Origin of the sequence: Pandoraea sp. LA3, assembly GCF_022696215.1 — a bacterium.
Lineage (GTDB): Bacteria > Pseudomonadota > Gammaproteobacteria > Burkholderiales > Burkholderiaceae > Pandoraea > Pandoraea capi.
This window is the reverse complement of sequence record NZ_PTPY01000040.1, coordinates 59,327-72,047: the sequence shown is the minus strand read 5'-3', so window position 1 is coordinate 72,047 and position 12,721 is coordinate 59,327. Positions and strand designations below refer to the sequence as shown.

Genomic DNA, 12,721 nt, shown 5'->3' with positions numbered 1-12,721 from the left:
CGTCGTGATGGACCTTGATGTCGTCTTCGTCATCGCGCTCGACGCGTGGTGCACGGGCCGGGCGCGTAGTGCGCTGCGCCGGATTCTCGCGATCGTCACGGGCGAAACGTCCCCGGGGGGCACCTTCACCGCTACGGCGCGGGCGGTCTTCGTCAAAGCGACGCGGCGCACGGTCGTCGAAATCACGCTTGGGCGGGCGAGCGAAATCGCCGCGAGCACCACCTTCGGTATTGCGGCGCGGGCGGTCCTCATCGAAGCGACGTGGTGCTCGGTTGTCGAAGTCTCGCTTGGGCGGACGAGCGAAATCGCCACGTGCACCACCTTCGGTGTTGCGGCGCGGACGGTCCTCGTCGAAACGACGCGGCGCACGGTCGTCGAAATCACGCTTGACCGGACGAGCGAAATCGCCGCGAGCGCCACCTTCGGTATTGCGGCGCGGACGGTCCTCGTCGAAGCGACGCGGTGCGCGGTCATCGAAGTCCCGCTTGGGCGGACGAGCGAAATCGCCGCGAGCACCACCTTCGTTATTGCGGCGCGGACGGTCCTCGTCAAAGCGACGCGGCGCACGGTCGTCGAAATCACGTTTGACCGGACGAGCGAAATCGCCACGTGCACCACCTTCGTTATTGCGGCGCGGACGGTCCTCGTCGAAGCGACGCGGCGCACGGTCATCGAAGTCCCGCTTGGGCGGACGAGCGAAATCACCGCGAGCGCCACCTTCGTTATTGCGGCGCGGACGGTCCTCGTCGAAACGGCGCGGCGAGCGGTCGTCAAAGTCGCGCTTGGGCGGGCGAGCGCCAGCAACGCGCTCGCGCTGACCACGTGCCGGCGGGCGTTCGCCCGTCGCACGCTTCTCATACGGCGCCGCGCCACCCGCCGGTTTGCGAGGTGCGGTGCTGTTTCCTGCCGGACGGCGTGCACCCGTCTGCGCCGAAGCATCGTCCGCCGGACGAGGACGTGCCGGCTTCCCGGCAGGCTTCCTGGGCGCACCATTGGCGTCGAGCATTGACGCAGGCACCGACTTGGTCGGGCGACGCAGCGCGCCGGACGAACGCACAGGCGCGCGAGTCTTGTCGAGGGTTCGGGGGTGTTTCGCGCTCAGTTTGGCGCGGGGGGTATCGCTCATGGTTCCAATGCTTCGAGTAATTCGGTCTCGACGGCAATTTGCAGGCGGCTGTCCTGCAAGCGGCTGCCATCGAGGAGGAACGTGTCTTCGACACGCTCGCCGAGGGTATTGATGCGGGCGGTTCGCACGCTAACGCCATGACGCGCAAGCACGCGAGCGACCGCGTATAGCAAGCCGGTGCGGTCGTTGGCCGACACCGACAGCAGGTAGTACTGGCCGCGCTCATCGGGCCGCAGGTCGACGCGCGGTGTGACCGGGAAGCTGCGCGAGCGTCGAGGCAAGCGCCCCTTGCTCGGTTCGGCCAGCGGTTCGGGGCGCGTCAGTAGCGATACCAGTTCACTTTCCACCAGATTGATGATGTCGCGATAACTGGTGTCGAGGCCAGGGTCGGTCAGCAGGAAGCTATCCAGTGCGAAACCCTGACTGGTCGTATGTACCTTGGCGTCGAGAATCGACAGGCCCTTGCGCTCAAAGTAGCCGCAAATACGCGCGAACAGATCGACTTGATCGCGCACGTAGACCAGCACTTGCAGTCCTTCGCCAATCGGTGACGGACGTGCTTTCACGATCGGCGATTCACTATCGACATGCCGCCACAGATGACGCGTTTGCCAGGCCACGTCAGCCGGGTCGTTACGCAGGAAATACGCAACGTCCAGCGTATTCCACAACGCTTCCTGTGCGCGCTCGGGCACCGTGTACAGGCGCAGTAATCCGAGCGCCTCTTCCTTGCGCGTTTTCAGTTGCGAATGCGGATCTGGATTGGCGCCGCCCAGCACCTGTAACGTCAGCCGATAGAGGTCTTCGAGTAGCTTGCCTTTCCAGGCATTCCACACCTTCGGGCTGGTGCCGCGAATGTCGGCCACCGTCAGGAGATAGAGCGCTGTGAGGCGCCGCTCGTTTTCCACCTTTTCTGCGAAGCGGCGGATGACTTCGGGATCGGTAGTGTCCTGCTTCTGCGCGACGGTGCTCATCGTCAGATGTTCACCGACGAGCCAGACGATCAATTCCGTGTCTTCCCTGGAGATGCCGTGACGCGTGCAGAACGTTCGCGCGTCGACCATGCCGAGTGTCGAGTGATCACCGCCGCGCCCCTTGGCAATGTCATGGAAGAGGGCGGCAATCGTCAGTACCCACGGACGGTCGAAGTTCGCGATCAACTGGCTGCAGAACGGATACTCGTGCGTGTGTTCCGCGACAGCGAAACGACGAATGTTTCGCACGACCATCAGGATGTGCTGATCGACCGTGTACACGTGATACAGATCGTGCTGCATCTGCCCCACGACACGGCGGAAATTGATCAGGTAGCGGCCCAGCACACTCGTCTGATTCATCAATCGCAAAGCGTGGGTGATGCCCTGCGGTTGCTGGAGGATGGCCAGGAATGTGCGACGGTTCTCCGGATCGGCCCGCCATTGTGCGTTCATCAATTCGCGAGCGTTGTACAGCGCGCGTAGCGTTCTGGCAGACAACCCTTTCACGCCGACGACCTGCTCGTAGAGCAGGAACGTTTCGAGAATCGCATTCGGATGACGCTCGTACAGCTCGTCGTCCACGATTTCGATCATGCCCTGCTTCTCGACGAAGCGCTCGTTGATAACGCGGGTAACGCCGCTGGTCTGCGGAAACAGGCGCGCTTCCACGTTCAGCAACAGCACGGTGTTGAGCTGCGTGACGGCTTTCGCTGCCCAATAGTACCGACGCATGAGCTGCTCGCTGGCCCGCTTCGTCGTCGTAGCGTCGAAGCCGAGGCTTTGCGCGAGCGCCGTCTGAAGGTCGAAGACGAGAACATCCTGGCGTCGTCGCGCGAGCAAATGCAGGCGGGCACGCAAACCTTTCAGGAATTGCTCGTTGCGCCGCAGTTCCTTCAGTTCGCGGTCCGTCAACAGATCGCGTGCGGATAGCTCTGCCCAGCTGTTGCCGAGGCCAGCGGCCTTCGTCATCCACAGTATGACTTGCAGGTCGCGCAATCCGCCCGGGCTTTCCTTGCAGTTCGGTTCGAGGCTGTAAGGCGTGTCCTGATACTTGGCGTGACGCTGGCGGATCTCCAGTTGCTTGCTTCGGAAGAACGCGAGCGGGTCGAGATCTGCCGAGAAGCGTTGCTGGAACTCGTCGAAAAGCGCCTGATTTCCGGTGAGAAGTCGCGCTTCGAGCAGGCTCGTTTGCACCGTGATATCGGCGTGCGCCTCGGAAATGCACTCGTCGACGGTTCGCACGGAGGAGCCGATCTCAACGCCAATGTCCCAGAGGAAGCCAATGAAAGGCTCGACGTGCGAGGTCAGCGCGTCGGCTTCAGCGCTGCGATGCAACAGCAGAATGTCGACATCCGAATACGGATACAACTCGCCACGCCCGTAGCCACCGACGGCCACAAGCGCAAAGTCCTCTGGCATCTGGAATTCGACCCAGGCATCGCGCATCGACTGATCGACGGCGTGGGACAAGCCGTGCAGAAGCACGTCGATCTTGCCGTGCGTGGCGAAGCGCTCGATGAGTTCCGTCTTGCGGTCCTTGAGGGCCTGACGTAACGGTGAAGGGGCGTGTGCACGTGCGTGCATGGCGGCTTCCAGAGGGTGGATAACGACTGAGGCCGAAAAGTGTCGGGGCCGGGCGACCGCCGACATTGCCGGCGGCCGGACGATGATTGCTCAGACGGATGCTGCGAACGACGCTACATACGAGGACCCCGGCGGCGGCGGCGGCGTGAGTGCCGAGTGCGTCAGCACCTCATGGCCGGTTTCGGTCACGAGGATTGTGTGTTCCCACTGTGCCGACAGGCTGCGATCGCGTGTCTTGACCGTCCATTGATCAGGCATCGTCCGAATTTCTCGCTTACCCGCATTGATCATCGGCTCGATGGTAAAAATCATGCCAGCCTGCAATTCGAGGCCAGTACCTTGACGTCCGTAATGCAGAATCTGCGGATCTTCGTGGAAGACCTGACCGATACCGTGGCCGCAATACTCGCGCACTACGCTGTAACCCTGTGCTTCGGCGTGCGTCTGAATCGCCTGTCCGATGTCGCCAAGGCGTGCGCCCGGGCGGACCTGATTGATGCCGAGCCACATGCACTCGTAGGTCACTTGCGCCAGACGTTTCGCGAGAATCGTGCCGTCCCCGACGATGAACATTCGGCTCGTATCCCCGAAATAGCCGTCCTTGATCACCGTGATGTCAATGTTCAGGGCGTCGCCGTTCTTGAGGGCTTTCTCGCCGGGAATGCCATGGCAGATCACGTCATTGACCGAAATGCATGTGGCTTTCGGGTAAGGGGGGTAGCCGGGCGGCTGGTAGTTCAGCGGTGCGGGAACCGTGCCTTGTTCCTTGACCATGAATTCGTGGCAGAGGCGGTCGAGCTCCCCGGTGGTGACGCCGGCGCGCACGTGCGGCGTGATGAAATCGAGCACTTCGCTGGCCAGGCGGCAGGCGACGCGCATCATTTCAATGTCGTGGGCATTCTTGAGGGTGATAGCCATTGCGGAATCGGGCAAATTGCGTAAACAGTGACGCATTATCGCATCAATGGCAGGTTTTGGCCGGCTTTTAGCCTTGCCTGGCGCGGATTTCGGAGCGTTCCGAGGGGCGGTTTCGCCGATTCCGAAGGCGTCGTCGGAAAGGCCGCCCGATTGGCTGGCAAGCCGCGCAAACCGGGCATTTCCGGCTTGTCATCGCAAGTTCACATGCCGCTTGAGTACAGGCGCGCTGCGATGCTATAATCTCGGGCTAAGTCGAGGACGAGTTGTCAATAAGGTCGAGGGTTTCCCCTCGGTTTTTGGCGAGTTTCATCGGGATTTTGACGCAGTTGGCCCCAATTTGGTGCTAAAAGGCGTTCGATCCGGTGAAAAAGCCTGGCGATGTTTGCTTCATCGACTTGGAACTTTTGAAATCGCGGGCCGGCGCACCCAGGGTGCCCGATCTTCGCAGGCGGGTCATGCAAAGCTGTATGGCAGTCTGACGAAACGGGTACGGCAGCCGGTCTAAGACCTAACCCTCACGGAGAATCACATGTCTGTCACGATGCGTCAGATGCTGGAAGCGGGCGTCCACTTTGGTCACCAAACCCGTTTCTGGAACCCCAAGATGGCCCCCTATATCTTCGGCCATCGCAACAAGATTCACATCATCAACCTCGAAAAGACGTTGCCGATGTACCAGGACGCACTGAAGTACGTGCGTCAACTGGCAGCAAACCGCGGCACGATCCTGTTCGTGGGTACGAAGCGTCAAGCGCGTGACATCGTGGCCGAAGCCGCGGCACGTGCCGGTATGCCGTACGTCAACAACCGTTGGCTGGGTGGCATGCTGACGAACTTCAAGACCCTGAAGTCGTCGATCAAGAAGCTCAAGGACATGGAGCAGGCGCTGGAAGCCGGCGAGCAAGAGCGCATGAGCAAGAAGGAAGCGCTGCTGTTCGATCGCGAAATGGCCAAGCTGCAAAAGTCGATCGGTGGCGTGAAGGAAATGGGCGGTATGCCCGACGCCATCTTCGTCGTCGACGTCGGCTATCACAAGATCGCCATCACCGAAGCCAACAAGCTGGGCATTCCGGTGATCGCTGTGGTCGATACGAACCACTCGCCGGAAGGTGTGGATTACGTGATCCCGGGTAACGACGACTCGAGCAAGGCTGTCGAGCTGTACGTCCAAGGCGTCGCTGACGCGATCCTCGAAGGCCGTGCAAACGCCGTCAAGGAAGTCGTTGAAGCCGTTCGCGGCGAAGGCGACGAGTTCGTCGAAGTGAACGAAGAGGCGTAAGCGGCCACCGCTGCGTAACAAAAGGGGCTGCTTGTGGCGCCCCTTTTTTTTAGTCCGATTTCCCCGCGTCGGGTGTGCGGGTCGCCAGGGGCGGGCGGTGAGGCCGTCCGAGCGATGCCCTTTCCCGACTGATTCGATATACAGGAGTAACGATATGCCGGCAATTACTGCAGCAATGGTGGGCGAACTGCGCGCCAAGACCGATGCGCCGATGATGGAATGCAAGAAGGCGCTGACCGAAGCCAACGGCGACATGGTCCGTGCTGAAGAAATCCTGCGTGTCAAGCTGGGTAGCAAGGCCAGCAAGGCCGCGAGCCGTATCACCGCAGAAGGCGTGATCTCGGCTTACATCGATGGCGGCAAGGGTGCCGTGGTTGAAATCAACTGCGAAACCGACTTCGTCTCGAAGAACGACGACTTCCTGAAGTTCGCCAACGACCTGGCCAAGCTGGTCGCAGAGAACAACCCGGCTGACGTCGCTGCCCTGTCGGCACTGCCGCTCGATGGCAAGACCGTTGACCAGATCCGTGCCGACCTGATCGGCAAGATCGGTGAAAACATGACGATCCGTCGCTTCCAGCGCTATGAAACGTCGGGCAAGCTGGCCGCTTACCTTCACGGCACGCGCATTGGCGTGGTCGTCGAGTACGAAGGTGCGGATGCTGAAGTCGGCAAGAACGTTGCCATGCACATCGCCGCCATGAAGCCGGTCGCTGTGTCGGGTGATCAGGTTTCGTCGGAACTGATCGAGAAGGAACGCAAGGTTGCCGCCGAAAAGGCCGCCGAATCGGGCAAGCCGGCCGAAATTGTCGCCAAGATGGTGGAAGGCAGCGTGCAGAAGTTCCTGAAGGAAGTCTCGCTGTTCAACCAGACGTACGTGAAGGACGACAAGGCAACCGTCGAGCAGATGCTCAAGGCCAACAACACCACGGTCAAGGGTTTCACCATGTTCGTGGTCGGCGAAGGCATCGAGAAGAAGCAGGACGACTTCGCTGCCGAAGTGGCTGCGCAAGTGGCCGCTGCAAAGCAGTCGTAATTCGCGCAGTACCGTAGTATCCGGGGGCGGCGGTGCCGTCCCCGTTGTTTCATCCAGAATACCCCAACAGTGCCCGACCAGAATTCTTAAGGACCGCCATGTCTACTCCTTACAAACGCGTACTTCTCAAGCTCTCTGGTGAAGCCCTCATGGGTGACGATTCGTTCGGTATCAACCGTGCAACCATCGAGCGGATGGTTGGCGATATCGCCGAAGTCGTTCGCCTGGGCACGCAATTGGCCGTCGTGATCGGCGGTGGCAATATTTTCCGCGGTGTGGCTGGTGGTGCCGCAGGTATGGACCGCGCTACGGCCGACTACATGGGGATGCTCGCCACGATGATGAACGCGCTGGCGTTGCAGGACGCCATGCGTCACGCCGGCATCGAAGCGCGTGTGCAATCCGCGCTGCGTATGGACCAGGTCGTCGAACCGTACATCCGCCCGCGCGCGATCCGCCAGCTCGAAGAAGGGAAAGTCGTGATCTTCGCCGCCGGTACGGGCAACCCGTTCTTCACGACCGACACGGCTGCGGCATTGCGCGGCTCGGAAGTCGGCGCAGAAGTGGTGCTCAAGGCGACCAAGGTCGACGGCGTGTACTCGGCCGATCCCAAGAAGGATCCGGACGCAGTAAAGTACTCGACCATCAGCTTCGACGAGGCGATCTCGAAGAACTTGCAGGTCATGGACGCGACGGCTTTTGCGCTGTGCCGCGATCAGAAGATGCCGGTGCGCGTTTTCTCGATCGTGAAGCCGGGTGCGCTCAAGCACGTCATTCTCGGCGAAGACGAGGGAACGCTCGTCCACGTTTGAGTTCAAATTGCGGCGTCCGCGTGCATTGGCGCGCCGACGCCGTATCATTTATGTTTGCGTAACAAATTTTAGGTTTGGAGGTTGCCATGAGCGTTGCTGACGTCAAGAAGAATGTCGAGCAAAAGATGAAGAGCTCGATCGAGTCGTTCAAGAACAACCTGGCGAAGATTCGTACCGGCCGCGCACACGTGGGTCTGCTCGATCATGTCCAGGTCGATTACTACGGTTCGATGGTGCCCATCTCTCAAGTGGCCAACGTGAGCCTGGTCGACGCGCGCACGATTGGCGTGCAACCGTGGGAAAAGAACATGGTGGCCAAGGTCGAGAAGGCGATTCGTGAGTCGGATCTGGGTCTGAACCCGGCAACGCAGGGTGACCTGATTCGTGTGCCGATGCCCCAGTTGACCGAAGAGCGCCGTCGCGAAATGACCAAGCTGGTCAAGTCGGAAGGTGAAAACGCCAAGGTTGCCGTGCGTAACCTGCGTCGCGATGCCAATGAGCAGCTTAAGAAGTTGGTGAAGGACAAGGAAATTTCGGAAGACGACGAGCGTCGTGGTGGTGACGACGTTCAGAAGTTTACCGACAAGTTCGTCGCCGAGATCGATGAGCTGGTCAAGCAGAAGGACGCCGAGATCATGACGGTCTGAGTGCCTCGGCACTTACCGCACGATCTCCGCAGACTTTCGCGCTCGACTCCCGCGCCGTATCTCAATGGGTTTTCTCAGCTCTACGCTTTCTGCTCCAGAGACAGCGAGCATTCCGCGCCACGTTGCCATCGTCATGGATGGCAACGGGCGTTGGGCTACCAGTCGTAAATTGCCCCGCGTGGCGGGGCACAAGCGCGGCGTTGATGCCGTGCGCGAGGCGGTGACGGCATGTGCTGAGCTCGGCGTCGAGTACCTGACCCTGTTCGCGTTCAGTTCCGAGAACTGGCGTCGTCCTCAGGATGAAGTCTCGACGCTGATGCAGTTATTCATTCTCGCGCTCGAACGCGAGGTGGGTAAGTTGCACAGTAATGGCATCCGTCTTCGCGTCATTGGCGCGCTCGAAGCGTTCGAGCCGCGCATTCAGGAACTCGTCCGGCGGGCAGAGGAGCGCACGCAGGACAATAAGGGCCTGACGTTGACCATCGCCGCGAACTACGGCGGGCGGTGGGATATTCTCCAGGCCGCTCAGAAGCTCGCCGCGGCGCGCGTTGCGCAGGGCGGGGCGTCGGCACTCGAGTCATCGTTCTCAGAGGACGACCTCGCGCCTTATCTCAGCATGGCTTATGCGCCGGAGCCGGATCTCTTTATCCGCACCGGCGGCGATCAGCGCGTCAGTAATTTTCTGCTTTGGCAACTGGCGTACACTGAGTTGTATTTCACCGAAGAATTCTGGCCGGACTTCAACGCCAATACGCTCAAGCGGGCCGTCGCCGAGTTTCAGCAGCGCGAACGCCGTTTCGGCCGTACCAGCGCTCAAGTCCAGAACCCCTCGGGACAATCCGCCTGATGCTCAAGACACGCGTTATTACCGCTGTCGTACTTCTCGCCATTCTTTTGCCCGTGATCTTCGTCGGTACGCCGGCGCAGTTCGCATTGCTCGCGGCCATCATCGTGGCTGCCGCGGGTTGGGAGTGGGGGCGACTGGTCGGACTCAACGGCACCGGTGCGATCTTCTACGGCGCACTGGCCTTGCTCGGCGTCGGGCTGACTTGGGGTGGCGGCTGGACGTTGTCTTCCATTTGGCTCAAACCCGCCGCAATCTTCTGGCTGCTCGCAGGACCTTACACACTTGCGCGCAAACCGGCGACGAAGGGCGCATGGCGCGGCCTGTTGTTGGTCGCCGGGCCTGTGGTGCTGATTGCTGCGTGGCAAGCGCTTTGCCTGGCGCGTGAGCGCGGCGTGGCTTTCCTGCTCTCCGTGCTCGTGATCGTGTGGCTCGCCGATACCGGCGCGTATTTTGCCGGCCGGGCGTTCGGCAAGCGCAAGCTTGCGCCATCCATCAGTCCGGGCAAGTCCTGGGAAGGTGCAATCGGTGGTTGGCTGTTGGTGCTCGTGGTCGCGGCAGTGGTGCTCACCAGCGGTCTGCAAGCCCCCACGATCGTTTCCTATCTCGCCAGCACGCAGGGCCTCGCACTCGGCGCATTGACGCTCACGGTCCTGGTCGCCTTTTCGGTCGTGGGCGATCTGTTCGAATCTCAACTCAAGCGGCAAGCCGGCGTGAAGGATTCCAGCGCGCTGCTGCCCGGTCATGGCGGCGTGCTCGACAGAATCGACGCGCTCCTCCCGGTGCTACCGCTGGCTCTGCTCTTCGTCTGATCATGTCGCAACGTCTCTCCATTCTTGGCTCCACAGGCTCTATCGGCGTTAGCACGCTCGATGTCGTGGGGCGTCACCCCGATCGCTTCTCGGTCTACGCACTGTCGGCACACCGTAACCTCGACCGTCTGTTCGAGCAGTGCGTTGCGCATCGTCCGAAAGTCGCGGTTGTCGCAGATGCCGAAGGCGCAAGCGTCCTCTCGGCTCGACTGGCCGAAGCCGGATTGAAGATCGATGTGGCCTATGGCCCGCAAGCGCTCGTCGATATCGCGGAAGCGGCGGAGCCTACGATGGTCGTCGCGGCGATCGTCGGTGCAGCAGGCCTTCAGTCGACGCTCGCCGCCGCACGTGCTGGCAAGCGAATCTTGCTGGCGAACAAGGAGTCGCTGGTGCTGTCCGGTGCGTTGTTCATGGCCACGGCCGAGCGCGCAGGGGCCACCTTGCTGCCGCTCGACAGCGAACACAACGCCATCTTCCAGTGCCTGCCGCAGGTCGCTGGCGAAAATCGGATTTCCACGCGTGGCGTGGAAAAACTGGTCTTGACGGCCTCGGGCGGTCCGTTCCGGGAGCGCGAACTGGCGTCTCTCGATAACGTCACGCCGGACGAGGCGTGCGCCCATCCGAACTGGGTCATGGGCCGGAAGATCTCGGTGGATTCGGCCAGCATGATGAACAAGGGCCTGGAGGTCATCGAGGCCCACTGGCTGTTCAATATGCCGCCCGAGAAGATCGAGGTGCTGATTCACCCGCAAAGCGTGATTCACTCGATGGTGACCTACACGGATGGCTCTACGCTGGCGCAACTCGGTAACCCCGACATGCGTACGCCGATCGCCCATGCGCTTGCGTTCCCGGATCGGGTTGCGTCGGGCGTGCCGGGGCTGAATCTTGCTGACATCGGCAAGCTGACGTTCGAAGCGCCGGATCTGCGTCGTTTCCCGTGCTTGCGTCTGGCATTCGACACGTTGCATCGTGGTGGCACGGCCGGCGCGCTGCTCAATGCTTCGAACGAAGTGGCGGTGGCGGCGTTCCTCGATGGACGTATCCGTTTTACCGCGATTGCACAGGTTGTCGAGCAGGTGCTCGACGCCGTACCGGTAGGCGAAGCCACGTCGCTCGACGTCGTGCTCGAGGCTGACCGCCGTGCACGTGAACTGGCGACGGCCATCGTCGCCAAGTTGCCTGCGCCGGCGCGTTCTTGACGCCGCTCATCATGTCGTAACGTCTCCGGGGCCCGTCTGCTCATGAATTTGCTGACCACGTTGCTTGCGTTCGCCATCGCCATTGGCGTCCTGGTGGTGTTCCATGAGCTGGGCCACTACACCGTCGCGCGATTGTGTGGTGTGAAGGTGCTCCGGTTTTCCGTGGGTTTCGGTGCACCATTGCTCAAGTGGACGATGGGCCGGGATCGCACGGAATGGACGATCTGCGCGCTGCCGCTCGGCGGCTATGTCCGTATGCTCGACGAGCGAGACGAGACCCAGATCGTGGCGCCGGAAGACCGTTCCCGGGCATTCAATCAGAAATCGGTCTACAAGCGCTTCGCCATCGTGGCCGCAGGGCCGATTGCCAATTTCCTTCTTGCTATTGCGCTATACGCGGGCCTGAATCTGGCTGGCGTGACCGAGCCTGTGGCGCGCATTGCGCCGCCGCCGGCGGGCACGCTTGCGGCTCGGGCGGGGTTCTCGGGCGGTGAACTGATTACCGGTGTCCGTGACAACGGGAGAAATCCCGATGAGGCGGTCGGGGATGAAACGGCTGTCCGCTCCTGGGAAGATCTTCGCTGGCGTCTCGTCGATCCGATGATCGAGGGGCAGCGCGTGACGCTGGTCGCCCGGACGCGGGACGGTCGTGCTGAATATACGTTGGACGCGGCCGGTCAGCATTTCGACGCAGACGGCGAGCAGGATTTCATGCAGCGCCTGGGTCTCGTGCCGTCGGCGCGCGTCAAGGTCGGGCAGATCATGGCGGGCGGGGCGGCAGGGCTTGCCGGGCTGCGTGTCGGAGATGAGATCGCGGCGGTGGACGGAAGTCCCGTGGCATCGGCCAAGGCGCTTGTGGACGCGGTGCGGGCGCATCCGGGCAAGCCGATGACGCTGACCGTACGCCGCGATGGCGCCTTGAGCAACGTCACGCTGACACCGAGCGCCGAAGCGGATCCCGCTGCGGCGGGTGGTGCGCGGGTCGGCAAAATCGGAGCGGCGTTGGCCAGCCAGGTCGATTCGGTGACGGTTCGCTACGGATTGTTCGAGGCGATCGGGCGAGGGGCGCAGCGTACGTGGGATGTTACGGCGTTCAGCGTGCGGATGTTCGGGAAAATGATCACCGGGCAAGCATCGCTCAAAAATCTCAGCGGACCGGTCACGATTGCGGACTACGCGGGACGTTCGGCGCGGCTCGGGCTCGATTATTTCGTAGCCTTTCTGGCGCTTGTCAGCATTAGCCTGGGCGTATTGAATCTATTGCCGATTCCGGTTTTGGACGGTGGCTATCTGTTATATTATGCGGTCGAAGCGATTACCGGTCGGGCAGTTTCCGAGCGGTGGCAGGGCGCGCTGCAACGAGTGGGCATCGTTTGCATCCTTGCGCTCTCTGCCGTAGCACTTTTCAACGACCTGTCGAAGTTGCTGCACTAGGACAGCGTCACGTGCCTGCCGGTCGCAGGCAAATCCGAGTTTTTACGATT

The 12,721-nt window shown here is 61.5% G+C and carries 11 protein-coding genes; 9 read left to right on the top strand and 2 right to left on the bottom strand.

Features of this window, described 5'->3' with window-relative positions:
• Positions 1–7 precede the first annotated feature (7 nt).
• Positions 8–1,009 (top strand): hypothetical protein, encoded by a 1,002-nt coding sequence (locus tag C5N93_RS26240; RefSeq protein ID WP_242561574.1) that lies wholly within the window; start codon positions 8–10, stop codon positions 1,007–1,009.
• 113 nt (positions 1,010–1,122) lie between these two features.
• Here the strand turns inward: C5N93_RS26240 and C5N93_RS26235 are convergent, their stop codons facing one another.
• Positions 1,123–3,687, bottom strand: coding sequence for a [protein-PII] uridylyltransferase (locus tag C5N93_RS26235; protein WP_242561573.1), 2,565 nt, complete (start codon positions 3,685–3,687; stop codon positions 1,123–1,125).
• 90 nt (positions 3,688–3,777) lie between these two features.
• Entirely contained in the window at positions 3,778–4,641 is an 864-nt protein-coding gene (map, locus tag C5N93_RS26230; RefSeq protein ID WP_150723101.1) for a type I methionyl aminopeptidase, read from the bottom strand.
• 493 nt (positions 4,642–5,134) lie between these two features.
• On the opposite strand from map, the gene rpsB reads away from it, so the two are divergent.
• From rpsB to rseP, 8 genes are all read left to right on the top strand, one after another.
• Entirely contained in the window at positions 5,135–5,884 is a 750-nt protein-coding gene (gene rpsB / locus C5N93_RS26225) for a 30S ribosomal protein S2 (RefSeq protein WP_039398738.1), read from the top strand.
• Between the two features lie 154 nt (positions 5,885–6,038).
• On the top strand, positions 6,039–6,920 hold the full coding sequence (gene tsf, locus C5N93_RS26220) for a translation elongation factor Ts (RefSeq protein WP_150723102.1): 882 nt from the start codon (positions 6,039–6,041) through the stop codon (positions 6,918–6,920).
• A 98-nt stretch (positions 6,921–7,018) separates the two neighbouring features.
• On the top strand, positions 7,019–7,732 hold the full coding sequence (gene pyrH / locus C5N93_RS26215; protein ID WP_069344976.1) for a UMP kinase: 714 nt from the start codon (positions 7,019–7,021) through the stop codon (positions 7,730–7,732).
• An 86-nt stretch (positions 7,733–7,818) separates the two neighbouring features.
• Positions 7,819–8,379, top strand: coding sequence for a ribosome recycling factor (gene frr, locus C5N93_RS26210; RefSeq protein WP_069344977.1), 561 nt, complete (start codon positions 7,819–7,821; stop codon positions 8,377–8,379).
• 64 nt (positions 8,380–8,443) lie between these two features.
• On the top strand, positions 8,444–9,226 hold the full coding sequence (uppS, locus tag C5N93_RS26205) for a polyprenyl diphosphate synthase (RefSeq protein ID WP_069344978.1): 783 nt from the start codon (positions 8,444–8,446) through the stop codon (positions 9,224–9,226).
• The gene (locus C5N93_RS26200; RefSeq protein WP_242561571.1) at positions 9,226–10,035 is read left to right on the top strand and encodes a phosphatidate cytidylyltransferase; all 810 of its coding nucleotides are present in this window, start codon (positions 9,226–9,228) and stop codon (positions 10,033–10,035) included. Before uppS ends, C5N93_RS26200 begins: the two co-directional genes overlap by 1 nt.
• 2 nt (positions 10,036–10,037) lie before the next feature.
• Positions 10,038–11,237, top strand: coding sequence for a 1-deoxy-D-xylulose-5-phosphate reductoisomerase (gene ispC / locus C5N93_RS26195; RefSeq protein ID WP_242561570.1), 1,200 nt, complete (start codon positions 10,038–10,040; stop codon positions 11,235–11,237).
• A 42-nt stretch (positions 11,238–11,279) separates the two neighbouring features.
• A complete protein-coding gene (gene rseP / locus C5N93_RS26190; protein ID WP_242561569.1) occupies positions 11,280–12,671 on the top strand; it encodes an RIP metalloprotease RseP in 1,392 nt (463 codons plus the stop codon).
• Positions 12,672–12,721: the final 50 nt, after the last annotated feature.

Bases quoted from the DNA above. Each gene is read 5' to 3' on its own strand.
- C5N93_RS26240 (WP_242561574.1), top strand. From the start codon at position 8: ATGGACCTTGATGTCGTCTTCGTCATCGCGCTCGACGCGTGGTGCACG.
- C5N93_RS26235 (WP_242561573.1), bottom strand. From the start codon at position 3,687: ATGCACGCACGTGCACACGCCCCTTCACCGTTACGTCAGGCCCTCAAG.
- map (WP_150723101.1), bottom strand. From the start codon at position 4,641: ATGCGTCACTGTTTACGCAATTTGCCCGATTCCGCAATGGCTATCACC.
- rpsB (WP_039398738.1), top strand. From the start codon at position 5,135: ATGTCTGTCACGATGCGTCAGATGCTGGAAGCGGGCGTCCACTTTGGT.
- tsf (WP_150723102.1), top strand. From the start codon at position 6,039: ATGCCGGCAATTACTGCAGCAATGGTGGGCGAACTGCGCGCCAAGACC.
- pyrH (WP_069344976.1), top strand. From the start codon at position 7,019: ATGTCTACTCCTTACAAACGCGTACTTCTCAAGCTCTCTGGTGAAGCC.
- frr (WP_069344977.1), top strand. From the start codon at position 7,819: ATGAGCGTTGCTGACGTCAAGAAGAATGTCGAGCAAAAGATGAAGAGC.
- uppS (WP_069344978.1), top strand. From the start codon at position 8,444: ATGGGTTTTCTCAGCTCTACGCTTTCTGCTCCAGAGACAGCGAGCATT.
- C5N93_RS26200 (WP_242561571.1), top strand. From the start codon at position 9,226: ATGCTCAAGACACGCGTTATTACCGCTGTCGTACTTCTCGCCATTCTT.
- ispC (WP_242561570.1), top strand. From the start codon at position 10,038: ATGTCGCAACGTCTCTCCATTCTTGGCTCCACAGGCTCTATCGGCGTT.
- rseP (WP_242561569.1), top strand. From the start codon at position 11,280: ATGAATTTGCTGACCACGTTGCTTGCGTTCGCCATCGCCATTGGCGTC.